Here is a 21,637-nt window from a genome sequence, read left to right on the forward strand (position 1 = left end):
TAGACAAGCTGGAGCAAACATGCATAGCCACGAAGAGATCGCCCTGCGCAGGAACCGGATGTCGGTTCTGGCGCGAGCCGGGAGCAGCCGGCTGCGGGAATTGTGGGCGACCCTCGACCTTGCGCCCGCCTACCGGGTCCTGCGCGGCCCCGAATGCGGCCTGATCACCTTGCGGGGTCGCATCGGCGGCAGCGGAGAACCCTTCAATTTCGGCGAGGCGACGGTGACGCGGGCCAGCGTCCGTCTGGACGATGGCTCCGTTGGCCATGCCGTTGCGCTCGGCCGGGACATGGACAAGGCCCGCATCGCCGCGCTGATCGACGCGGTCTGCCGCCGGCCGGATATGGCAACGCTTGTCGACGCGCAAATGATCGCGCCGCTGCAACGCGAACTCGACGCGGCAGACGAGACGCGGCGCCAGGAGACGGCAGCCACCCGCGTCGACTTTTTCACCATGGTGCGGGGAGAAGACTGATGCGAAGCGAGGCAATGGCACTGGACGGCGGGTTTTCCGATCCCGTGCAGGATGCGCAGGCCGTCTTCCGGGCGCTGATGGACGCAATGGCGCGGCCGGCGACCATTGTCGGCGTCAGGCCGTGCGCGGCACCGCCGGCGCCGCTGCCGCCGGTCATCGGCGCGGTCGCCTCCATGTTGCTGGACGCCGACACGCCGGTCTGGCTGGACCCTGTGCTCGGCGAGAACGCACAGGTGCGCGAATGGCTGGTGTTCCACACCGGCGCAGCGTTTGCGGACCAGCCCGCCGAAGCGGCCTTCGCCCTGATCGGCGACGGCGCGGCCTTGCCCGATCTGGGCGGCTTTGCGCAGGGCACGCAGGAATATCCCGACCGCTCGGCAACTTTGGTCATCGCGATCGAGGCGTTCGACGGCGGCGCACTGCTTGCCTTCCGTGGGCCGGGCATCCCCGGCACGGCAACGATCGCGCCTCGTGGCCTGCCCGAGGACTTTGCCGCACGATGGGAAGAAAACACCCGGGCCTTTCCGCGCGGGGTCGACCTTGTGCTGGCCGCCGGCGACGCCCTCGCCTGTCTGCCGCGCACGGCGCGCCTTATTGCACGCGAAATGGAGGTCTAGCCATGTATGTCGCAGTCAAGGGCGGCGAAGCCGCGATCGACAATGCGCACCGCCTGCTGGCCGATCGCCGCCGCGGCGACCGCTCGGTGCCGGCCCTCACGCTCGACCAGATCGCCGGGCAGCTCGCGCTCGGCGTCGACCGGGTGATGAGCGAAGGTTCGCTCTACGACCGGCGGCTGGCGGCGCTGGCGATCAAGCAGGCGCGGGGCGACCTGATCGAGGCGATCTTCCTCGTGCGCGCCTACCGCGCCACATTGCCGCGCTTCGGCTACAGCGAACCCGTCGACACCGACGCGATGGTGATCGAGCGGCGCATCTCCGCCTGCTTCAAGGACCTGCCGGGCGGCCAGCTTCTCGGACCCACTTTCGACTATACGCATCGCCTGCTGGATGCGGAACTCGACGGCGATCCGCAGGTGGCGGCCGGCGACCGGCGCGAAGCTCCCAAAGAGGCGGCGACGCGGGTGGCCGACATTCTCGGCTCGGAAGGCCTGGTGGAAGAGGATGTCGAGCTGGCCGGGCAAGCAGCGCCCGGCGACATCAACCACACGCCGGTCGAATTCCCGATGTCGCGGGCGATGCGCCTGCAAAGCCTATCGCGTGGCGACGAAGGTTTCCTGCTCGCCCTCGGCTATTCCACCCAGCGCGGCTATGCGCGCTCGCATCCCTTTGCCGGTGAAATCCGCATCGGCGAGGTCGAGGTGGAATTCCTCGTTCCCGAGCTCGGCTTCGCCGTGCCGCTGGGCCGCATCCAGGTGACCGAATGCCAGATGGTCAACCAGTTCAAGGGATCGGCCAAGGCGCCGCCGCAGTTCAGGCGCGGCTACGGATTGGTCTTCGGCCAGTCGGAGCGCAAGGCGATGGCGATGTCGCTGTGCGACCGGGCACTGCGCGCCGAGGAACTGGGCGAGGATATCGTCGGGCCGCCGCAGGACCAGGAGTTCGTCATCTCCCATTGCGACAACGTGCAGGCGACGGGCTTCGTCGAACATCTGAAGCTGCCGCACTATGTCGACTTCCAAGCGGAACTCCGCCTCGTGCGCACCATGCGCGCGGAATATGCGCAGCGCGAAAGCGCATTTCAGACCGACCTGCAGGAGGCAGCTGAATGAACGTGCAGAGCCGCAACGCCACCTACAACTTCGCCTATCTGGACGAGCAGACGAAGCGCATGATCCGGCGCGCCATCCTCAAGGCGATCGCCATTCCCGGCTATCAGGTTCCCTTCGCCAGCCGCGAGATGCCGATGCCCTATGGCTGGGGCACCGGCGGCGTGCAGGTGACGGCCGCCATCCTCGGACCGGATGACGTGCTCAAGGTGATCGATCAGGGCGCCGACGACACCACCAACGCGGTGTCGATCCGCAAGTTCTTCGAGCGCGTGGCGGGCATCGAAACGACCACCCACACGGCCGAGGCGACCATCGTCCAGACGCGCCACCGCATCCCGGAAGCCCCGCTCACCGAAGGGCAGGTGCTCGTCTACCAGGTGCCGATCCCGGAGCCACTGCGCTTCCTCGAACCGCGTGAGACCGAGACGCGCAAGATGCACGCGCTCGAGGAATACGGGCTGATGCATGTGAAGCTCTATGAGGATATCGCGAAGAATGGCCACATCGCCACCACCTACGCCTATCCGGTGAAGGTCGAGGGACGCTACGTGATGGACCCCTCCCCGACGCCGAAATTCGACAATCCGAAAATGCACATGTCGGCGGCGCTGCAACTGTTCGGTGCCGGCCGGGAGAAACGCATCTATGCGCTGCCCCCGCATACCGAGGTGGTGAGCCTCGATTTCGAGGATCACCCGTTCGAGGTGCAGCGCTTCGACCGGCCATGCGCGCTGTGCGGGGCCGAGCAGGTCTATCTGGACGAGATCGTGCTCGATGACCGGGGCGGACGGATGTTCGTCTGCTCCGACACCGATCATTGCGAGACGCGCCGCGCCGAAGGCCATCGTGGCGAGTTGGGCGGAGATGCAAAATGACGGTCGCACTTCGAAATGACGACGTATTCGACCACGCCGCCGAGGATCTCCCTCTTCTCTCCGTCCGCTCCCTCACCAAAGCCTACGGGACACGGATCGGCTGCGCCGGGGTCGACCTCGACGTGTGGCCGGGCGAGGTGCTGGCCATCGTCGGCGAATCCGGGTCCGGCAAGTCGACGCTGCTCAACTGCATCTCGGCCCGGCTGGAGCCGACGTCGGGCACGGTCTCCTACCGGATGCGCGACGGCGAGATGCGCGATCTCTACCGTCTGCAGGAGGCGGAGCGCCGTCTGCTGCTGCGCACTGACTGGGGCTTCGTCCACCAGAACCCCGCCGACGGGCTGCGCATGACGGTGTCTGCCGGCGCCAATGTCGGCGAACGTCTCATGGCGATCGGCGAGCGCCACTATCGCAGGATCAGGGGCACGGCCACGGACTGGCTGGGCCGCGTCGAAATCAGCGCCGACCGCATCGACGACCAGCCACGCGCCTTCTCCGGCGGCATGCGCCAGCGCCTGCAGATCGCACGCAACCTGGTGACCGGGCCGCGCCTGATCTTCATGGACGAACCCACCGGCGGTCTCGACGTCTCGGTGCAGGCGCGCCTGCTCGACCTGCTGCGCGGCCTCGTCAACGACCTTGGCCTGGCGGTCATCATCGTCACCCACGATCTCGCCGTGGCGCGTCTTTTGTCGCATCGCATGATCGTGATGAAGGACGGCCGCGTCATCGAGCACGGCCTCACGGATCGCCTGCTGGACGACCCGCAGGCGCCTTACACGCAACTCCTCGTCTCCTCCATCCTCCAGGTCTGAGGTCCACGCCGTGCAATCCCCCGCCCTCATCGCAACCGGCCTTGGCAAGACGTTCACCATGCATCTGCGCGGCGGCATCGAGCTGCCGGTGGTCGCCAATGCCCGCTTCTCCCTGCATTCGGGCACCTGCGCGGTGCTGGGCGGCCCCTCGGGCGCCGGCAAGAGCTCGATCCTCAAGATGCTCTACGGAAACTACGGGGCGAGCGCCGGCAAGATCGTCGTCCACCACCGTGGCCGCGAGGTCGACCTGGCCTCCGCCGACCCGCGCACCGTACTGGAACTGCGCCGCGAGACGATGGGCTATGTCAGCCAATTCCTGCGCGTGGTGCCGCGCATCGGTGCCCTGGACATCGTCGCCGAACCTCTGGTCGAGCGCGGCACGGACCATGTGGAAGCGAAGCGGCGCGCCGGGGAGTTGCTGAGCCGCCTCAACCTGCCGGAGCGCCTGTGGGTCCTGCCGCCGGCCACCTTTTCGGGCGGCGAGCAGCAGCGCGTCAACATCGCGCGCGGCTTCATCACCGATCATCCAATCCTCCTGCTCGACGAGCCCACCGCCTCGCTGGACGCTGCCAACCGCAACGTGGTGGTGGAGATGATCGCCGGGAAGAAGCGGGCTGGCGTCGCCCTGCTCGGCATCTTCCACGACACCGAGGTCCGCAACGCGGTCGCCGATGTCATCATCGACGTGACCGGCTTCGCGCCGGCGAAGAAGGCGGCGTGACCATGACGCGCCTGTCCGAAACGCCGGTCGTCCATCCGACGGCCAGGCTCGAGAACTGCCGTCTCGGCCGCTACACCGAAGTGGCGGAGGGCGGCCGTCTCGTCGAGACGGAACTCGGCGACTATTCCTACGTGATGGAGAACTGCCAGGCGTGGTGCGTCACCATCGGCAAGTTCTCGAACATCGCGGCTGCGGTGCGCATCAACGCCACCCATCATCCGATGGCACGGGCGACGCTGCACCATTTCACCTACCGCGCCTCCGACTATTTCGACGATGCCGGCCACGAGGCCGAGTTCTTCGCCGCCCGCCGCGCCAGGCGGGTCCATATCGGCCACGACACCTGGATCGGCCACGGGGTCACCATCCTGCCCGGCGTGACCATCGGGGACGGCGCGGTCGTCGGTGCCGGCGCAGTGGTCACCAAGGATGTCGCGCCCTACACGATCGTCGCCGGCGTGCCGGCCCGCCTCGTCCGCGAACGGTTTCCGGCGGCGGTCGGGCAACGTCTCCAGGCGCTTGCCTGGTGGGACTGGCCGCACCAACGGCTGCGCGCCGCGCTCGACGATTTCCGTAATCTCGGCATCGAGGAATTCCTCGAGCGCCACGAACACGCCGCATGGCCTGTGGAAACGGTGAACCGTCATCGAACTGACATGTCCGCGACAACCGGCCGTCATGTCCCGGCGCTAGAGCCATGAGTGCCGTCGCCCGCCTGCGGGTCGATGTGGCGTGGGTGAACGAAAATCCGCTTCCTCGAACTTTCAGAACACTGGAAGGAGCAATGCTATGACGGCCATCTCCGTCCGAAATCTGTCCAAGCACTTCGGCAAGAAACGCGCATTGGACAATGTGAGCCTTGAAATTCAACGGGGCGAAATGGTTGCCCTGATCGGAGCGTCCGGTTCCGGCAAGAGCACGCTGATCCGCCACATCTGCGGACTGGAAATCGGCCAGGCGGGGCAAGACAGGGCGGGGCAGAGCCGGATCGAGATCCTGGGCGGTGCGATGCAGGACGGCGGCCGCCTTGCGGCAAAGGCCAGGAACATGCGCCGCAACATCGGCGTCGTCTTCCAGCAGTTCAATCTGGTCGGCCGCATGTCGGTGTTGTCCAATGTCCTGCTCGGCAATCTCGGCCACATTCCCGGCTGGCGGGGGACACTCGGCCTGTTCACCGCCGGCGAGAAGCAAAAGGCGCGCGAGGCGCTGGCCCGCGTCGGCATACCGGAAGTCGCGTGGCAGCGTGCCTCCACCCTGTCGGGCGGCCAGCAGCAGCGCGCGGCCATAGCCCGCACGCTGGTGCAGCGCTCCAATATCCTGCTCGCCGACGAGCCAATCGCATCGCTCGATCCGTCGTCGGCGCGCCGCGTCATGGAAATCCTCGCCGCGGTGAACCGCGACGAAAAGATCACCTGCGTCGTCTCGCTGCATCAGGTCGAATATGCGCGCCGTTACTGCCCGCGCACGATCGCCCTCCGCGACGGCCGCATCGTGTTCGACGGCCCTTCCTCGGCGCTGACCAACCAGATGCTCGTCGAGCTTTACGGAGACAATTCCGAGGAACTGATTTTGCCGGACGCGCCCATGCAGCCGGCGAAACCGAGGCGCGCGCCAGAACCGGATCGCGTTCCGGCCTTCGCATAAATCCAACCACCAAGCAGGGAAGCTTGATATGAACCTAGTCCTCAAGGGCACCGTCGCCGCCGCCCTGGCGTTCACGCTGTCTGCCGGCGTCGCCATGGCCGAAGAGATCAACTTCGGCATCATCTCCACCGAATCGCAGCAGAACCTGAAGCCGAAATGGGATCCGCTGCTGGCCGATTTCGCCAAGGCCACCGGCCTGGACGTGAAGCCGTTCTTCGCCTCCGACTATGCCGGCGTGATCGAGGGCATGCGCTTCGGCAAGGTGCAACTGGCCTGGTACGGCAACAAGTCGGCCATGGAGGCCGTCGACCGTGCCGAGGGCGCGGTGTTCGCGCAGACCGTTCCCGCCAGCGGCGAGCCGGGCTACTACTCGCTGATCGTCGTGCCCAAGGACAGCAAGCTGAATTCGGTCGAAGACCTGCTCACCTGCGACCAGACGCTCAATTTCGGCCTCGGCGATCCCAACTCCACCTCGGGCTATCTGGTGCCGATGACCTTCGTCTTCTCGGCCAACAAGGTCGACCCGAAGACATGCTTCAAGAACGTCACCAACGCCAACCACGAGACCAACGCCATGGCCGTCGCCAACGGCCAGATCGACGCGGCGGCCAACAACACCGAGAACATGGAGCTGATCGAAAAGAACCAGCCCGCCGCGTTCGAGAAGATCAAGGTGATCTGGAAGTCGCCGCTGATCCCGTCGGACCCGCTGGTCTGGCGCAAGGACCTGTCGGACGACGCCAAGGCCAAGATCAGGGACTTCTTCCTGACCTACGGCACCGATCAGTCGAAGGGCGACATCGCCCATGAGAAAGAGGTGCTGGCCGGTCTCGAATGGGCGCCGTTCCGCGCCTCCTCCGACGACCAGCTTCTGCCGATCCGCGTGATGGAACTGACCAAGACGATCGCGCAGGTCGAGGCCGACGCCTCGCTCTCCGACGCCGACAAGAAGGCGAAGATCGAGCCGCTCGAGACGCAGAAGGCCGAGTTCGAAGCCAGGCTGAAGGAAGTCCAGGGCTGATTGCCCCGGATCTGATCCAGCATGAAAAACAGCCGGCTGCCCGATGAGGTGGCGGCCGGCGCAAATTTCAGGACACCGCAATGGACCAGACCGTCAAGATCGCGTCCGCCGATCCCGCGCGCGCACCCGCCCGCCCCGAAGTGGAGCGCGAATGGTCGCGCAGCCTGTGGACCTGGGCCTCGTGGATTTCATTGCTTCTCCTGCTTGTCTGGAGCTGGGCGCCGGCCGAAATGTCCCGCTGGACCTACCTGTTCAGCGATGCCGGCAACATGGCGGAATATGCCGGCGGCTTCCTGCGGCCCGATTTCTCGCAGTGGCGCTATTATTTCTCGGAAATGCTCGTCACCATCCAGATCGCGTTGTGGGGCACCTTCCTCGCCACGGTCTTCGCCGTGCCCTTCGGCATCCTCTCGGCCCGCAACATCGCCCCCTGGTACATCGTGCAGCCGGTGCGCCGCGTCATGGATGCCTGCCGTTCGATCCATGAGCTGGTCTTTGCCGTGCTTTTCGTCGTCGCCGTGGGCCTTGGCCCGTTCGCCGGCGTGATGGCGCTGTTCGTCCACACCACCGGCATCCTTGCCAAGCTCTTTTCGGAAGCCGTGGAAGCCATCGACGCGCGCCCCGTGGAAGCGATCCGCGCCACTGGCGCCTCGCGGCTGCAGGAGATCATCTTCGGCGTCGTGCCCCAGGTCATGCCGCTGTGGATGTCCTATGCGCTCTACCGTTTCGAATCGAACGTCCGCGCCGCCACCGTGCTCGGCGTCATCGGCGCCGGCGGCATCGGCCAGGTGCTGTTCGAGGCAATCCGCGGGTTCTACTACCCGCAGGCATCGGCCATGCTGATCATCATGCTGGTCACCGTATCGCTGATCGACCTCCTGTCGCAGCGCCTGCGCAAGCTGTTCCTGTGATGCGCTACGCCCTCTACTTCACCCCCGCGCCGGACGATCCGCTGACGCGGGCGGCCCAGTTGTGGCTGGGCCGCAACGCCTTCACCGGCGAAGCGGCCGCAACGACCCTGCCGGCCGGTTTCACGGCCGGAGAATTCGACGACCTGACCCGCGCGCCGCGCCGCTACGGCTTCCACGCCACGCTGGTGGCGCCGTTCCGCCTGCGCGCGGGGCGAACCGAAGCGGATCTGTCGGTTGCCGCCGACGCCTTCGCCCGGCAGGCCGCCCCGCTCGCGATCCCCGGCCTCGCCATCACCAGGATCGGCGATTTCTTTGCGCTGACCCCCGCCGATGCGGCCGGCGTTTCGGCACTGGCATCCGCGGCCGTCGACCATTTCGACGGATTGCGCGCGCCGCTCACCGATGCGGAAATCGCGCGCCGCAGGCCCGAGGGCCTGTCGGAACGCCAGCGCCTCTATCTCCACCGCCACGGCTATCCTCATGTGAAGGAAGAGTTCCGCTTCCACATGACCCTCACCGGTCCGGTCGGGTGCCAAGCCGCCGCGCGCGTCGCAACGGCGCTGCGCGACCGTTTCGACCCGCTGCTTCCGCGCCCGGTCGACGTCTCGGCCGTCACCCTCTTCGCCGAGCCCGAGCCCGGTGCCGATTTCATCGTCCGTTCAACCCACCGCTTCGGCGCGGCCGAAACGAGAAAGTATGCCTGACATGCCGCAGGAAACCGTCCTCACCAACGCGCATATCGTTCTCGAAGATGAGATCGTCGCCGGTTCCGTCGTCATCCGCGACGGGCTTGTCTCGGCCATCGACACCGGCAGGGCCGGCAGCGGCGAGGACATGGACGGCGACTACCTGATCCCCGGGCTGGTCGAACTCCACACCGACCATCTGGAGCAGCATTACAGCCCCCGTCCCGGCGTGGTGTGGGACAGCATAGCCGCCTTGCAGGCGCATGATGCGCAGGTCGCCGCATCCGGCATCACCACGGTGTTCGACTGCCTGCGGCTCGGCTCGGACGAGAATGCCGGCTTCAAGCGCGGCGAGATGCGCGCCATTGCCGACGCCATCGAGACGGCCCAAAGCGAGGACCGGCTGAGGGTCGACCACCTGATCCACCTGCGCTGCGAGGTCTCCTCCGCCGATGTGCTCGATCATTTCGAGGACTTCACCGCCGATCCGCAGGTCCGGCTGGCGTCGCTGATGGACCATGCGCCCGGCCAGCGCCAGTTCCAGAGCCTCGACGCCTACATAGTCTACTACAAGAAGAAGCGCGGCCTGTCGGATACCGAATTCGAGCGCTTCATCGCCCGCCGCATCGAGGAATCGGGGCGCTACGCCGCTCCCCACCGCCGCGCCATTGCCGATGCCTGCGCCGCACGCGGCATCGCGGTGGCAAGCCACGACGACGCCACCGTCGAGCATGTCGAGGAATCGAAAGCCTTCGGCGTGCGTCTGGCGGAGTTCCCGACCAGCATGGAAGCGGCCACAGCCTCGCACCAAGCCGACATGGCGGTGCTGATGGGCGCCCCCAACATCGTGCGCGGCAAATCCCATTCCGGCAATATCTCGGCCAGGACGCTGGCCGATGCCGGCGTGCTCGATGTGCTGTCGTCCGACTATGTGCCGTTCAGCCTGATCCATGCGCCTTTCGTGCTGGCTGATGAGAAGGGCGGCATGTCCCTGCCCCAAAGCATCAGGCTGGTCACCGCCAATCCCGCCAAGGCGGTGGGCCTGAGCGACCGGGGCCGCATCGCCGTCGGGCTCAGGGCCGATCTGGTGCGCGTCCGGCGGCCAGCCGGCATTCCCGTCGTCCGCTCCGTCTGGCGCGAGGGCCGGCGTGTCGCCTGAAGCTGCCGCAGCACGCCCGGTCGACGGGGCCGGCCAGCGCGGCATGCTGATCGCCGTCGTCGGCCCGAGCGGCGCGGGCAAGGACAGCCTGATGGCCTACGCCCGCGAAAGGCTTGGCGGGGACCCGGCGGTGCTGTTCGTGCGGCGGGTGATCACCCGCCCAGCCACAGTGGCCGCCGAGGATCACGACACGCTGCCGATCGACAGTTTCCTCGCTTGGCAAGCCGCCGGCAGCTTCGCGGTGACGTGGCAGGCCCATGGGCTGCACTATGCGATACCCGCCAGCGTTCATCGTCATTTGGCGGCGGGCGGCGTCGCCGTCGTCAACGGCTCACGCGCGGCCCTACCGGCGATCCGCACGGCCTTCGGCCGGGTCATGGTGATCCAGGTGACCTGCCGTCCCGAGATTCTCGCCGCCCGCCTTGCGGCCCGCAGCCGCGAGGACCCGCAAACCCAGCAGGCCCGGCTGGCGCGGACGGTGGCCGCCGTCGAAACAGGTGCGGACGTGGTCGAGATCGATAACAGCGGCGATCTTGCCATCTCAGGCCGCGCGTTCTTGGCCGCGGTTCGCAGATACATGAATGATGGTCGGCTGGAGAACCGTTAGAGTATTTCCGCTTTTCTCCGAATCGCAAAAAAGCGCTCTAACCCTTTGTTTTGACGTAATTCCGAACGCAAAACCGCTTCGCACTTTTGCTGGAATTGCTCCAGGCTCAGGCTTCCAGCTTCGGCACGGCGTCGAGCAGCATCTGCGTGTAGGCATGCCGAGGTGCGCTGAAGACCTGTGTCGCCGCGCCTTGCTCGACGATCTCGCCATGGCGCATGACCACGACGCGGTCGCACAGGTGGTGGACGACCGAGAGGTCGTGGCTGATGAACAGCAGGGTGATGTTGAGGTTGCGGCGCAGTTCCATCAGCAGGTTGATGACCTGCGCCTGGATCGACACATCGAGCGAAGCGACCGGCTCGTCGCAGATGATGACCTCGGGCTGCATGGCGAGCGCCCGCGCAATGGCGATGCGCTGGCGCTGTCCGCCCGAGAACTGGTGGGGGTAGCGATCCGCCAGCGCCGGATCGAAGGCCACGGCACGCAGCCATCTGTTGACATAGTCGCGCGCATCGGCGCGGGTGCAGAAGCCGTGGGCGATGGGTCCCTCGGCCACCGACTGGAAGATGGTGCGGCGCGGATCGAGCGAGGCGAAGGGATCCTGGAAGATCATCTGCACATGGGTGCCGAGCTTGCCCGTCGCCGAGCGCACCGGCTTGCCGCCGACGCTGACGGTGCCGGAGGTGGGCGGGTAGATGCCGCACAGGATGCGCCCGAGCGTCGATTTGCCGGAACCGGATTCGCCGACGAGGCCGAGAATTTCGCCGCGGGCGATGGTGACGCTGGCGGATTTCACCGCGTGCACGGGACCGGGCTCGCGCATCAGGCCCCAGCGGATGGCGAGGGCGCGCAGGAAGCCGATGCGCGGGGCGAAGACCTTGTCGATCGCTTCCGCCTTGACGAAGGCGGCATCGGGTGCGGCGCCAATGGCGGCACCGCCGAGCCCGCTCAGATCCATCGGGCCTGCGGCCTCTGTGGCGGCGGAGGCCAGTGGCTCGCCGGGCTTCGACCGTGACGGCAGGGCATCCAGAAGCCCCTGCGTGTAGGGATGCTGCGGGCTCTGCAGCACCTGCCTTGCGGGGCCTGCCTCGACGATCTTGCCGCGCCGCATCACCGCGATGGTGTCGGCGATGGAGGAGACGGTGGCGAGGTCGTGGCTCACCCAGATGAGCGAGGTGCCCATCTCGGCGACCAGCGCCTTGACCATGTCCAGTATCTCGGCCTGCACCGAAACGTCGAGCGCGGTGGTGGGCTCGTCGGCGATGACGAGCTGGGGGCGGTGCAGCAGCGCGATGGCGATGGCCACGCGCTGGCGCATGCCGCCGGAAAACTCGTGCGGATACTGGTCGACCTTGTTCGCGGGGTCGACGATCCTGACCTGTGCCAGGGCCTCGACGGCGCGGCACCTGATCTCGGCGTCGGAGACCTGCTCATGTGCCCTGATCGCCATGCCGATCTGGTCGATGATCCTGACTACCGGGTTCAGCGTCATCATCGGGTCCTGGAACACCATGGAGATGTCCCTGCCCCGGATCTTGCGCAGTTCCTTTTCACCGAGCCCGACCAGTTCGCGCCCGTTGAAGCGTATGGAGCTGCCCGGCTGGATGTGACCGTTCTCGTCCAGCAGGCCGATCAGCGAGAAGCCGGTAATCGACTTGCCCGAACCGGATTCGCCGACCAGCCCCATGACCTCGCCGCGTTCCAGCGTGAACGAGATGTCATCCACCGATTTGACGGTGCCCTTGTCGGTCTCGAAATATGTCCGCAGGTTGCGGACATCCAGAAGATGGCTCATTTGCGCAGCCTCGGATTGAGCTGGTCCCGGATCTGGTCGCCGACCAGGTTGATCGCCATGATGAGGATGATCAGCGCCACGCCCGGATAGATGGCGATCCAGTAGCGGCCCGACATCAGATACTGGAAGCCGTTGGCGATCAGCATGCCGAGCGACGGCTCGGTCGGCGGCAGGCCGACGCCAAGGAAGGAAAGGGTCGCTTCGAGCGAGATGGCGGAGGCGATCTGCACCGTGGCGACGACGATCAGCGGCGGCAGCGAGTTGGGCAATATGTGACGGGTGATGACGAACCAGCCGTTCATCGGCACCGAAAGGGCCGCCTGTACATAGTCCTTCTGCCGTTCGGCAGCGGCCGCGCCATGGGCGGTGCGCACGAAATAGGCATATTGAGCGAAGACCAGCGCGAGGATGAGCTGCGACTTGCCCTGCCCCAGGATCGCCGCCACGACGAAGGCCAGCAGGATCGCCGGAAAGGACAGCTGGATGTCGACGATGCGCATGATAACGGATTCGGTGCGCCCGCCGACATAAGCTGCGAAACAGCCCACCACGGCGCCGATGGAAAAGGCGATGGCGCCCGCCACAAGGCCCATTTGCAGCGAGATGCGCAGGCCGTAGACGATGGCCGAAAGCAGGTCGCGGCCCTGGCTGTCGGTACCCAGAAGATGGACGATGCCGGTCGAGCCGACATAACCCGGCGGGCGGCGCGCATCGCGCAGCACCAGCGACTTCAGGTCATAGGGGTCCTGCGGCACCAGGAACGGTGCAAACACCGCCATCAGGATGATGGCGATCACCACGGCGAGGGCGGCGACCGCGACCTTGTTGCGGCGGAAGGTGTGCCAGAACTCGGCCAGCGGCGAGACGGATTTCACCGCACGGGCTTCCATCGACATTTCAGCGCCTCCCCTGCCGCAGGCGCGGATCGAGCGCTGCATAGGCGAGATCCACGCACAGATTGATGACCACGAACAGCGCCGAAACCAGCATCAGATAGGCGACCATGACGGGACGGTCGAGCGAGGTGATGGAATCGACGATCAGCTTGCCGAGCCCCGGCCAGCTGAAGATCGTCTCGGTGACCAGCGCGAAAGCCAGCGTCGAGCCCAGCTCCAGCCCGAACACCGTTACCAGTGGGATCGAGATCAGCTTGAGCACATGGCGACGCAGGATGGTGCTTTCGGAAATGCCGGCCGCACGCGCGAACTTGATGGTGTCGGTCAGCATGATTTCGCGCGTGCCCGAGGCGGCCAGCCGGCACATCATCGACAGCTTGAACAGCGACAGGTTGAGCGCCGGCAAGAGGAGATGCGACCAGCCGTCGGCGGTGAGGAAGGAAAACGGCACGCCGAACAGGTCCGCCGTCTGCCCGCGCCCGCCGGCGGGCAGGACGCCGAGCTGGACGGCGAAGACCATGATCAGCATCAGGCCGATCCAGAAGGTGGGCACCGAGAAGCCGAGGATCGACACCGCCATGATCGCCTTGGCAGCGAGGCTGTCGGGCTTGTAGCCGGCATAGACGCCAAGCGGGATGCCGACCAGCGAAGCGAACAGCACGGCCGTCAGCGTCAGCTCCAGGGTCGCCGGCAGGCGCTGGGCGATCAGCGTGACGACCGGCATGTTGAAGACGAAGGAACGCCCCAGATCGCCGGTCAGCAGCCGTTGCAGGAACTGGAGATATTGCTCCCAGAGCGGCAGGTCGAGCCCGTATTGCTGGATGACCTGCTGGCGCATCTCCTGGGTCACGTCGGGCGAGATGAGCACGTCGACGGGGTTGCCGATGACGTAGACGCCCATGAAGACGAGCATGGACATGACTAGAAGCACGAAGAGCGCCTGTCCCAATCTGCGAAGAATGAAGGATGCCATGTCTGCCCCTTGGGTGGATGAAGGACAGGGGCGCCGCAGCGCCCCCGGGTTCAGTGCCAGCCGTGCTCGATCTCGTGGCGGGTTTCCTCGACCCCCACCTGCCAGATCGCCAGCATGTCCGCGTCGGGCCGCTGGAAGACGCCGTGGTAATTGCCTTCGCCGATGCGCTCGCGCTTGCGCCCGGCATCGACGCGCGCGGCGGCGGCAAAATCGATCCGCTCCTTCTGAAAGTTGGGGATCGGCGCGCCTTCGAGGCGGGTCCAGGGAAAGTTCTCCATCCAGCTCGCATGCGAGGCGGCGGGGTCGATCTCCAGCACCTTGGCCATGGTCTTCGGCGCGCGCCACCAGTCATGCAGCTTGACCGAGGCGTCGCGGTTGCGGTTCATCCACTCGCTGATCACCGGATTGACCGGCGTGTTGCCGCCATGGCCGTTGACGACCAGGATGCGCCGGAACCCGGCGCGGTGGAGGCTGTCGAGGATATCCTCGAACACGCCGATATAGGTGCGCAGCGACAGGCTCACCGTGCCGGGGAAATCGGCGAAGCTGGAGGCCATGCCGTAGGGCATGCACGGAAACACCGGCACCCCGAGCGGCTCGGCCGCCTCGACGGACACGCGCTCGGCCAGGATCATGTCGGTGGCAAGGCTGAGATAGGCATGCTGCTCGACGGAGCCGACCGGCAGGACGCAGCGATCGTCCTCCCTCACCCGTTCCTCGACCTGGCTCCAATGCATGTCCTGAATGCGCATCTGCTGTCCTTACTCTTGTACGGACGCGCCCTGCGTGCATCGTCCGCCCCTTGCCGCCTCGCCCTGTCGCGGGTGGCGGCCTCCTGAAAATTAGTTCTTTATGGATCAGAAATTACGGTTGACGCAAGATACTTCCGCCCAATAAAGTTCCATTTGGGATTAATATCCATTTTAAGCGAGATGGCGGGAATGGACGAGGCGGTGTGCCAGGCACTGTTTGAGGGGCGAGCCGGCCGGGCAGAGCCCGTGGTTTCGCCCGGCACGGAAATCGACCCCCTCATGCATGTGAAGCTGTGGGACAATCCCTGCTGGTTCTCGTTCCGGCTGAACTATCTGGCCCTTCATTTCAACAATCCGGTCTACGGCTACATCCAGCAGCACCTTGGCCTGCTGCGCCCTGAATTTGTGGTGCTGTGGTCGCTCTATCTCGGCGGCAGCTCGACGCTGACCGATGTGGTGCGCTCGTCGGGCTTCCCGAAGAACACGCTCAGCCGCGCCGCCAACAAGCTGTTCCGGCTGGGCATGATCGACCGCCAGACCAACCAGGACGACCAGCGCCGCATCACGCTCGGCCTGCTCGACAAGGGCAGGCAGGCGGTCGAGTTCGCCAAGGGCATGATGATCGAGCACGAACGCCGGATGCTGGAATGCCTGAGCCCCGCCGAGCGGCTGAGCCTTTCCGAGATCATGACCAAGCTCGTCACGGCATCGGGCCAATGGCCGCAGATGATCGATGGCGAGCAGCCGGACGAAGCCCTGTGATCCGCCGCCGCAGCTTTTCCGGTCACGACCGGACGGCGGCAAGCCTGCGACCATGCCTGTTAAAATGAGAGGAAACCCATGTACCTGAAATCCATGCTTCGCGCCGCCCTCGTGGCAACTCTGCTGGCCTCGCCCGTCGCCGCGCTGGCCGCCGATCTGGTGATCGCCACCAAGACCGGTCCGGCCTCGATGGACCCGCATTTCACCGCCACCTCGGCCAATGCCGAGGCCACCAAGCACATCTTCGACACGTTGCTGCGCTCGGGAAACGACCTGGAGATCCTGCCGTCGCTGGCGACGAGCTGGCAGGCGCTGGACGACACCACCTGGGAGTTCAAGCTGCGCGAGGGCGTGAAATTCCATGACGGCTCCGACTTCACCGCCGAGGACGTCAAGTTCTCCATCGAACGCATCCCGAACGTCACCGGCCCGAACCCCTCGACCATCTATGTGCGTCGCGTCGCCAGCGTCGAGATCGTCGACGACTACACGGTGCGCGTGAAGACCAACGGCCCGGCGCCTACCCTGCCCAACGATTTCGTGCGCCTGTTCATCGTTTCCCACACGGCCGCCGCCGACTATTCGACCAAGGACAGCTCGGCCGAGGGCTTCAACATGGGCAAGGCGACCATCGGCACCGGCCCCTACAAATTCGTAAGCTGGGCGCCGACGCAGGACCTGGTTCTGGAGAAGTTCGACGGCTACTGGGCTGGCGCACAGCCCTGGAACAAGGTGGTGCGCAAGGAAATCCCCAACGATGCCGCCCGCGTCGCGCAGTTGAAGGCCGGTCAGGTCGACCTGATCTCCAAGGTGCCGGCGACCGACCTCGCCAGCATCGAATCCGACTTTGCCTTGCAGGTGATCAAGACGGAATCGATCTACATTCCTTATCTGGAATTCGACTTCCGCGAGAACTCGCCGCAGGTCTGGGACAACGCCGGCAACAAGCTCGACAAGAACCCCTTCCTCGATCCGAAGGTGCGTGAGGCTTTCGATCTGGCGCTCGACCGCGAAACCATCGTGGAATATGCGCTTGAAGGCATGGGCGTCGTCTCCACCCAGCTCGTCAGCCCCAACATCTTCGGCTACAACAAGGACATCGCCGCGCCGGCCTTCGATGTCGAGAAGGCGCTCAAGCTGATGGCCGACGCCGGCTATCCGGACGGCTTCAAGGTGGCGTTGAGCTACGCCAACGACCGCATGCCGACCGAACTGGGGCCGACCGTCGCCCAGCTTCTGGCCGCGATCAACGTCACGGTCGAGGTGCAGGGCGTCCCGGCGGCGGTGTTCAACCCGGCCAAGACGCGCGGCGAATATTCGCTCTACATGGCCTCCTGGGGCACGCTGACGGGCGAGGCCAACTATATGCTGTCGTCGCTGATGCACACCAACGATGCCGAGAAGTCGCTCGGCGCCTTCAACGTGCGCGGCTATTCCGATCCGAAGATGGACAAGCTGATCGAGGACGCGGCCGTCGAGATGGACGAGGCCAAGCGCCGCGCCCTGCTGGAGGAGGCGAACATGCTGGTGGCGACCGACCGGCCCGACCTGCCGCTGGCGACCAACCTGTCAGCCTGGGGCGCCAAGGCCGACAAGGTGACCTACGATCCGCGGTCGGACGAGGACACCCTGGCGATGGACGTCCACCCCAAGCAGTAGGACCGGCAAGCTACCGGAAGGGCACCGGCATAAGCCGGTGCCCTTTTCCCATGAACAACGGAGACCTCCCATGACGAAATTCGCCCTTGCCATTCATGGCGGCTGCGGCGTGATGGCCAAGCTGGACCTCAGCGAGGCCGAATGGATCGCGGCGCGGCGCGATCTGGGGCGCGCGCTGGAAGCCGGCTACGCCGTTCTCGAACGCGGCGGGCGGGCGCTCGACGCGGTGCAGGCCGCTGTCGTCGTCATGGAGGACAGCCCTCATTTCAACGCCGGCCATGGCGCGGCGCTGAACGAAAACGGCATTCATGAACTCGATGCCTCGATCATGGATGGAACCACGCTGGCGGCCGGCGCGGTCTGTGCCTCGCGGCACATCCGCAATCCGGTGCTGGCCGCCCGTGCCGTCCTGGAGCATGGCGATGCCGTGCTGCTGGCCGGCCCCGCCGCCGACCGCTTCGCCGAGGCGCAAGGGCTGGCGGTCGAGGAACAGGCCTATTTTACCACCGAGCGGCGCCGGCAGGCGCTGGCCGCGATGAAGGCGCATGCCGCCGCCGGCACGCAGGCCGCCGCCAGCGAGTCGGAAAAGCACGGCACGGTGGGCGCGGTGGCGCTCGACCGACATGGCCATCTGGCCGCCGCGACATCGACCGGGGGTTACAATAACAAGCCTGACGGGCGGGTGGGCGACAGCCCCGTCATCGGCGCCGGCACCTATGCCCGTGACGGGGTCTGTGCCGTCTCCGGCACCGGCAAGGGCGAATTCTTCATCCGCCATGTCGTCGGCCACGAGGTCGCCGCGCGCATGGCCTATCTCGGCGAGGACGTGGACGCAGCCGCGACCAAGGTCATCATGGAAGACCTGAAGCCGCACAATATCGGTGCCGGCCTGGTCGCCGTCGGCGCCGACGGCGCGATCGCCGCCCCTTACAACACCGACGGCATGTTCCGGGGCTGGGTCACCGACGCGCGCGAGTTCCGGGTCGCCTCGCATGCCGAGGTCATGCGCCATGAGCCGGACGGTCGATAGGTTGTTTACCGGCATGAGTAGCGTGATGCATTAAGGGGTGGCCGCTTGGACGCAGTCAGTGTTCCTTCCTGCAAAGGGGCATAAGGTTCGCGCCCGCAGAAATTGCGGCTGGCAGGCCCGCACCTCCCCTTTCGACGTGCCCGCCAATCTCGACATCCGAACGCCGGCCATCTTCTCGGGAACACATCCGGTTCGCAGGGATTGGTATTGAAGAGGCCAAGGATGACCAAGCTCATGCCAGACCCGAACGACCCGCAACCGACGCCGGACAACCCGAATCCGGCGCCGGCACGGCCCCCAACACCTCCTGAAACTCCGCAACCCGACCAGCCGCCGAGCGTTCTCCCACCATCGCCAGACCCCATTCCCTCGCCGAACGACGAGCCGGTCCAGATTCCGCCCGACACGCCGAGCGAAGTGCCGCCGCAGCCGGAATTTCCGGGGCCGACCGCTATGCGTGCCTGGGGCCTTGTCGTGGTGTTGCTGGGTTGCGTCGCGGCGATCAGTCCCACGGCCGCACAGATATCGGACAACGAACCAGAGGCATCGGACAAGGAACCAGAGGTAACGGAGCCGATGGACCGGTGTCAGGCGCAGCCTGACGGTGAAAAACAAGCGGACGCCGAACGTGACGACCAGCACGCCAACAACGCTCCGCGCCCCGAACTGGAAGACTGCAACGGCGTTCTCACGCCACCGAAGACCGGCGACGGGGAAATGGAGGAACAGCCGCCCGACACCGGAACCACCCCTGTGATCCCGCCGGAAGCCGTGCCCGGACAGCCTCCCGGTTAATGGAGATCACGCATGTCCCACAAAACGAAGAAATGGTCGGCAGAAGTTACGGAACACAGCGACGCGCTCGCACTCGAACCGCATGCCTTCGAGAAGGCCGACCCGAAGGCGATTGCAGCCTCCCTGAAACGGTCTGCCGACGAGAGCAAAAAGCGCAAGGCCGAGCCATTTCGCTCTGCGATGTCCATGCTGACCTTCTACATCAATCGAGCCGGCAAGAACCTGCCGGCCGAGCGCAAGGAGGTGCTGGAAAAGGCCAAGGACGAGCTTCGTCGTCTGTATGGCAGGCCGGCGGACAACAACGATTGATGCGCTTGCCGGAGCCGGTCAGCGCGCCCTGCCCGCGCCTTCATGGATGCTCGTCACAGTCAGTCGACATTGGTTCCCTGCTTGCCCCCGGCAACGAATATCGTGACGCCGTTGGCGTCGTCGAATTCAAGGGCGACAACATCCCTCAGCAACACCGAGCGCGAGTTCAGGGCGTGGAAGAAGATCGCGCTGCCCTCGATTTCCTTGCGCATTTCGACGATCTGGCCGTCGAACTCGGCCAGCTTGGCCTGGACAGTGCTATCCCCGTCGCCGAAATCCGGCAGGAAGACGATATCGACACGATCGATGGTGAAGCGGCGGCGCACCTCGGAGATGTTTTTCGGGGTCTGCTCGATGGCGGCGACGATACGACCCTCTTCGGCGGCGACAGGCTCTTCCTTGGTGTTCACGTCGGAGCCTATGATCGTATCGAGCGCGCCTTCCGCATCTAACCCCTGCGCCGTCAGCCGGCTGTCGGGCATAATGGCCACCGTCAGTGTCAGAAGCAGGAACAGAGGAAAAATGCCGGGGCTTTCCAGAATAAGCTTGGTGTTCAAGGATCAGTCATTCCTTCGTTTGCGCGTTTGTCGGAAAATGGGTCGAATAACCTCAACGCGCCAAAAGCGCGATGGTTTCCAGACAGCACCTCGGCCTGCATTTTGGCAAGGCCTGCATGAGGGGCCGTGGTGGCCGGAGATATTTGTATTGCTCGATCGACAGCCTCAGCAAGAACCCGACTTCTTCCCTGGCGAGCAGCGTACCCTGTTAACTCCCAGGCGTTTTGTCCGCAAGGCGATAAAGCGTCACGGGCGGTCGGACAGCAACGCATCTTGACCGATTGGCCGTAAGCCGAGCTCCGGTCTTTCAGATTTCGTTTCACGCGTCTAAACTTCGCCCGAACATACAGGGAGGAAGAGTATGATCGCATTGACACGACGCGCCTTGATCAGCGGGGCGGCAGCCTTGTCACTTGGCCTGTCAGCCGCGAGCGCGCAGGCCCAGGAATTCATCAACGTGCTCACCGGCGGCACATCGGGCGTCTACTATCCGCTCGGCGTCGCCCTGTCGGAAATCTACGCCAAGGGCATCGAAGGCTCGCGCACGCAGGTGCAGGCGACCAAGGCTTCGGTCGAGAACCTGAACCTGTTGCAGCAGGGCAAGGGCGAGATCGGCTTCTCGCTGGGCGATTCGGTGCAGGAAGCCGTCAAGGGCAACACTGAAGCCGGCTTCCCGCAGCCCCTCGACAAGCTGCGCGGTATCGCCGCCATCTATCCGAACTACATCCAGATCGTCGCCAGCCAGGAGTCCGGCATCAAGTCGCTGGCCGACCTGAAGGGCAAGAGCCTTTCCGTCGGTGCGCCCGCTTCGGGCACCGAACTCAATGCCCGCGCCATCTTCGCCGCGGCCGGCATGAAGTATGAGGACCTCGGCAAGGTCGAGTACCTGCCCTTCGCGGAATCGGTCGAGCTGATCAAGAACCGCCAGCTCGACGCGACCTTGCAGTCGGCCGGGCTTGGCGTCGCCTCGATCCGCGACCTCGCGACCTCGCTGCCGATCAACGTCGTGGCGGTGCCCAAGGCGGATGTCGAGAAGATCGGCGCGCCCTACATCTCGGTCGTCATTCCGGCGGGCACCTATGACGGCCAGAGCGAGGATGTCGAAACGGCCGCCGTCGGCAATTTCCTGATCACGCATGACGGCGTTTCCGACGAAACCGCCTATCAGATGACCAAGCTGCTCTTCGACAACCTGCCGCAGCTCGTCGCCTCCCACGCCGCGGCAAAGGCCATCGACCCGGCCAAGGCGCTGGACGGCATGCCCGTTCCGCTGCATCCGGGCGCCGAACGCTATTATCGCGAAGCCGGCATCCTGAAATAATCGCCTGAAGCCTGACGGGGCGCCCGCACCGGGCGCCCCATGGCCCATCGACAATTCCGAAGCATCTCCAGCAAAAGTGTGAACCGGCTTTGCGCCAGGAAATGCATGAGAAAAAACAGATTGGTCAGGCGCAGCCAAGAATGGC

Annotated in this window: 24 protein-coding genes; 19 read left to right on the top strand and 5 right to left on the bottom strand. The window is 65.5% G+C overall.

The window, feature by feature from the left end; all coding sequences use genetic code 11:
* Nucleotides 1-19 precede the first annotated feature (19 nt).
* From phnG to phnN, 13 genes are all read left to right on the top strand, one after another.
* On the top strand, nt 20-475 hold the full coding sequence (phnG, locus tag ACVCNR_RS20240; RefSeq protein ID WP_447076237.1) for a phosphonate C-P lyase system protein PhnG: 456 nt from the start codon (nt 20-22) through the stop codon (nt 473-475).
* A complete protein-coding gene (gene phnH / locus ACVCNR_RS20245; RefSeq protein WP_447076238.1) occupies nt 475-1,092 on the top strand; it encodes a phosphonate C-P lyase system protein PhnH in 618 nt (205 codons plus the stop codon). Before phnG ends, phnH begins: the two co-directional genes overlap by 1 nt.
* A gap of 2 nt (nt 1,093-1,094) precedes the next feature.
* A complete protein-coding gene (locus ACVCNR_RS20250) occupies nt 1,095-2,204 on the top strand; it encodes a carbon-phosphorus lyase complex subunit (protein WP_447076239.1) in 1,110 nt (369 codons plus the stop codon).
* Complete coding sequence (locus ACVCNR_RS20255) at nt 2,201-3,079, top strand: alpha-D-ribose 1-methylphosphonate 5-phosphate C-P-lyase PhnJ (RefSeq protein WP_447076240.1); 879 nt, start codon at nt 2,201-2,203, stop codon at nt 3,077-3,079. The genes ACVCNR_RS20250 and ACVCNR_RS20255 overlap by 4 nt, the downstream gene beginning before the upstream one ends.
* A complete protein-coding gene (gene phnK / locus ACVCNR_RS20260; RefSeq protein ID WP_354193617.1) occupies nt 3,076-3,894 on the top strand; it encodes a phosphonate C-P lyase system protein PhnK in 819 nt (272 codons plus the stop codon). The genes ACVCNR_RS20255 and phnK overlap by 4 nt, the downstream gene beginning before the upstream one ends.
* 10 nt (nt 3,895-3,904) lie before the next feature.
* A complete protein-coding gene (gene phnL, locus ACVCNR_RS20265; RefSeq protein WP_447076241.1) occupies nt 3,905-4,615 on the top strand; it encodes a phosphonate C-P lyase system protein PhnL in 711 nt (236 codons plus the stop codon).
* Between the two features lie 2 nt (nt 4,616-4,617).
* Entirely contained in the window at nt 4,618-5,316 is a 699-nt protein-coding gene (locus ACVCNR_RS20270; RefSeq protein WP_354193870.1) for a DapH/DapD/GlmU-related protein, read from the top strand.
* 88 nt (nt 5,317-5,404) lie between these two features.
* The gene (gene phnC / locus ACVCNR_RS20275; RefSeq protein WP_447076242.1) at nt 5,405-6,259 is read left to right on the top strand and encodes a phosphonate ABC transporter ATP-binding protein; all 855 of its coding nucleotides are present in this window, start codon (nt 5,405-5,407) and stop codon (nt 6,257-6,259) included.
* A 28-nt stretch (nt 6,260-6,287) separates the two neighbouring features.
* Nucleotides 6,288-7,280: a phosphonate ABC transporter substrate-binding protein gene (gene phnD, locus ACVCNR_RS20280; protein ID WP_447076243.1), complete on the top strand. Its 993-nt coding sequence runs from the start codon at nt 6,288-6,290 to the stop codon at nt 7,278-7,280.
* An 80-nt stretch (nt 7,281-7,360) separates the two neighbouring features.
* Nucleotides 7,361-8,191 (top strand): phosphonate ABC transporter, permease protein PhnE, encoded by an 831-nt coding sequence (gene phnE, locus ACVCNR_RS20285; RefSeq protein ID WP_354193613.1) that lies wholly within the window; start codon nt 7,361-7,363, stop codon nt 8,189-8,191.
* Entirely contained in the window at nt 8,191-8,895 is a 705-nt protein-coding gene (locus tag ACVCNR_RS20290) for a DUF1045 domain-containing protein (protein ID WP_447076673.1), read from the top strand. Before phnE ends, ACVCNR_RS20290 begins: the two co-directional genes overlap by 1 nt.
* 1 nt (nt 8,896) lies before the next feature.
* Nucleotides 8,897-10,036, top strand: a complete 1,140-nt coding sequence (locus ACVCNR_RS20295) for an alpha-D-ribose 1-methylphosphonate 5-triphosphate diphosphatase (RefSeq protein ID WP_447076674.1) — start codon at nt 8,897-8,899, stop codon at nt 10,034-10,036.
* Complete coding sequence (gene phnN / locus ACVCNR_RS20300) at nt 10,026-10,643, top strand: phosphonate metabolism protein/1,5-bisphosphokinase (PRPP-forming) PhnN (RefSeq protein WP_447076244.1); 618 nt, start codon at nt 10,026-10,028, stop codon at nt 10,641-10,643. Before ACVCNR_RS20295 ends, phnN begins: the two co-directional genes overlap by 11 nt.
* Nucleotides 10,644-10,749: 106 nt before the next feature.
* Here phnN and ACVCNR_RS20305 read toward each other — a convergent pair whose 3' ends face one another.
* The 4 genes from ACVCNR_RS20305 to ACVCNR_RS20320 are packed head-to-tail and all read right to left on the bottom strand — an operon-like array spanning nt 10,750 to nt 15,059.
* A complete protein-coding gene (locus ACVCNR_RS20305) occupies nt 10,750-12,438 on the bottom strand; it encodes a dipeptide ABC transporter ATP-binding protein (protein ID WP_447076245.1) in 1,689 nt (562 codons plus the stop codon).
* Complete coding sequence (locus tag ACVCNR_RS20310; protein WP_354193610.1) at nt 12,435-13,334, bottom strand: ABC transporter permease; 900 nt, start codon at nt 13,332-13,334, stop codon at nt 12,435-12,437. Before ACVCNR_RS20310 ends, ACVCNR_RS20305 begins: the two co-directional genes overlap by 4 nt.
* A 1-nt stretch (nt 13,335) precedes the next feature.
* Entirely contained in the window at nt 13,336-14,307 is a 972-nt protein-coding gene (locus ACVCNR_RS20315; RefSeq protein WP_447076246.1) for an ABC transporter permease, read from the bottom strand.
* A 50-nt stretch (nt 14,308-14,357) separates the two neighbouring features.
* Nucleotides 14,358-15,059 (bottom strand): creatininase family protein, encoded by a 702-nt coding sequence (locus ACVCNR_RS20320; RefSeq protein ID WP_354193608.1) that lies wholly within the window; start codon nt 15,057-15,059, stop codon nt 14,358-14,360.
* A 189-nt stretch (nt 15,060-15,248) separates the two neighbouring features.
* On the opposite strand from ACVCNR_RS20320, the gene ACVCNR_RS20325 reads away from it, so the two are divergent.
* The 5 genes from ACVCNR_RS20325 (at nt 15,249) to ACVCNR_RS20345 (ending at nt 19,614) form a co-directional block, all read left to right on the top strand.
* Nucleotides 15,249-15,821, top strand: a complete 573-nt coding sequence (locus ACVCNR_RS20325; RefSeq protein ID WP_447076247.1) for a MarR family winged helix-turn-helix transcriptional regulator — start codon at nt 15,249-15,251, stop codon at nt 15,819-15,821.
* A 78-nt stretch (nt 15,822-15,899) separates the two neighbouring features.
* Nucleotides 15,900-17,480, top strand: a complete 1,581-nt coding sequence (locus ACVCNR_RS20330) for an ABC transporter substrate-binding protein (protein WP_447076248.1) — start codon at nt 15,900-15,902, stop codon at nt 17,478-17,480.
* 70 nt (nt 17,481-17,550) lie between these two features.
* Entirely contained in the window at nt 17,551-18,510 is a 960-nt protein-coding gene (locus tag ACVCNR_RS20335; RefSeq protein WP_447076249.1) for an isoaspartyl peptidase/L-asparaginase family protein, read from the top strand.
* Nucleotides 18,511-18,732: 222 nt separating this feature from the next.
* Nucleotides 18,733-19,305, top strand: coding sequence for a hypothetical protein (locus ACVCNR_RS20340; RefSeq protein WP_447076250.1), 573 nt, complete (start codon nt 18,733-18,735; stop codon nt 19,303-19,305).
* Nucleotides 19,306-19,317: 12 nt separating this feature from the next.
* A complete protein-coding gene (locus ACVCNR_RS20345) occupies nt 19,318-19,614 on the top strand; it encodes a DUF3175 domain-containing protein (RefSeq protein WP_447076251.1) in 297 nt (98 codons plus the stop codon).
* Nucleotides 19,615-19,673: 59 nt separating this feature from the next.
* On the opposite strand, the gene ACVCNR_RS20350 is transcribed toward ACVCNR_RS20345, so the two are convergent.
* On the bottom strand, nt 19,674-20,171 hold the full coding sequence (locus ACVCNR_RS20350) for a hypothetical protein (protein ID WP_447076252.1): 498 nt from the start codon (nt 20,169-20,171) through the stop codon (nt 19,674-19,676).
* Nucleotides 20,172-20,532: 361 nt separating this feature from the next.
* Between ACVCNR_RS20350 and ACVCNR_RS20355 the strand changes: the two genes are divergently transcribed.
* Nucleotides 20,533-21,492 (top strand): TAXI family TRAP transporter solute-binding subunit, encoded by a 960-nt coding sequence (locus ACVCNR_RS20355; RefSeq protein ID WP_447076253.1) that lies wholly within the window; start codon nt 20,533-20,535, stop codon nt 21,490-21,492.
* The last annotated feature ends 145 nt before the right edge of the window (nt 21,493-21,637 follow it).

The organism is Aquamicrobium terrae (genome assembly GCF_052978165.1).

Excerpts from the sequence above, each read along its gene's own strand:
- phnG (WP_447076237.1), top strand. The coding sequence starts at position 20 with ATGCATAGCCACGAAGAGATCGCCCTGCGCAGGAACCGGATGTCGGTT.
- phnH (WP_447076238.1), top strand. The coding sequence starts at position 475 with ATGCGAAGCGAGGCAATGGCACTGGACGGCGGGTTTTCCGATCCCGTG.
- ACVCNR_RS20250 (WP_447076239.1), top strand. The coding sequence starts at position 1,095 with ATGTATGTCGCAGTCAAGGGCGGCGAAGCCGCGATCGACAATGCGCAC.
- ACVCNR_RS20255 (WP_447076240.1), top strand. The coding sequence starts at position 2,201 with ATGAACGTGCAGAGCCGCAACGCCACCTACAACTTCGCCTATCTGGAC.
- phnK (WP_354193617.1), top strand. The coding sequence starts at position 3,076 with ATGACGGTCGCACTTCGAAATGACGACGTATTCGACCACGCCGCCGAG.
- ACVCNR_RS20270 (WP_354193870.1), top strand. The coding sequence starts at position 4,618 with ATGACGCGCCTGTCCGAAACGCCGGTCGTCCATCCGACGGCCAGGCTC.
- phnC (WP_447076242.1), top strand. The coding sequence starts at position 5,405 with ATGACGGCCATCTCCGTCCGAAATCTGTCCAAGCACTTCGGCAAGAAA.
- phnD (WP_447076243.1), top strand. The coding sequence starts at position 6,288 with ATGAACCTAGTCCTCAAGGGCACCGTCGCCGCCGCCCTGGCGTTCACG.
- phnE (WP_354193613.1), top strand. The coding sequence starts at position 7,361 with ATGGACCAGACCGTCAAGATCGCGTCCGCCGATCCCGCGCGCGCACCC.
- ACVCNR_RS20290 (WP_447076673.1), top strand. The coding sequence starts at position 8,191 with ATGCGCTACGCCCTCTACTTCACCCCCGCGCCGGACGATCCGCTGACG.
- ACVCNR_RS20295 (WP_447076674.1), top strand. The coding sequence starts at position 8,897 with ATGCCGCAGGAAACCGTCCTCACCAACGCGCATATCGTTCTCGAAGAT.
- ACVCNR_RS20305 (WP_447076245.1), bottom strand. The coding sequence starts at position 12,438 with ATGAGCCATCTTCTGGATGTCCGCAACCTGCGGACATATTTCGAGACC.
- ACVCNR_RS20310 (WP_354193610.1), bottom strand. The coding sequence starts at position 13,334 with ATGTCGATGGAAGCCCGTGCGGTGAAATCCGTCTCGCCGCTGGCCGAG.
- ACVCNR_RS20315 (WP_447076246.1), bottom strand. The coding sequence starts at position 14,307 with ATGGCATCCTTCATTCTTCGCAGATTGGGACAGGCGCTCTTCGTGCTT.
- ACVCNR_RS20320 (WP_354193608.1), bottom strand. The coding sequence starts at position 15,059 with ATGCGCATTCAGGACATGCATTGGAGCCAGGTCGAGGAACGGGTGAGG.
- ACVCNR_RS20325 (WP_447076247.1), top strand. The coding sequence starts at position 15,249 with ATGGACGAGGCGGTGTGCCAGGCACTGTTTGAGGGGCGAGCCGGCCGG.
- ACVCNR_RS20330 (WP_447076248.1), top strand. The coding sequence starts at position 15,900 with ATGTACCTGAAATCCATGCTTCGCGCCGCCCTCGTGGCAACTCTGCTG.
- ACVCNR_RS20335 (WP_447076249.1), top strand. The coding sequence starts at position 17,551 with ATGACGAAATTCGCCCTTGCCATTCATGGCGGCTGCGGCGTGATGGCC.
- ACVCNR_RS20340 (WP_447076250.1), top strand. The coding sequence starts at position 18,733 with ATGACCAAGCTCATGCCAGACCCGAACGACCCGCAACCGACGCCGGAC.
- ACVCNR_RS20345 (WP_447076251.1), top strand. The coding sequence starts at position 19,318 with ATGTCCCACAAAACGAAGAAATGGTCGGCAGAAGTTACGGAACACAGC.
- ACVCNR_RS20355 (WP_447076253.1), top strand. The coding sequence starts at position 20,533 with ATGATCGCATTGACACGACGCGCCTTGATCAGCGGGGCGGCAGCCTTG.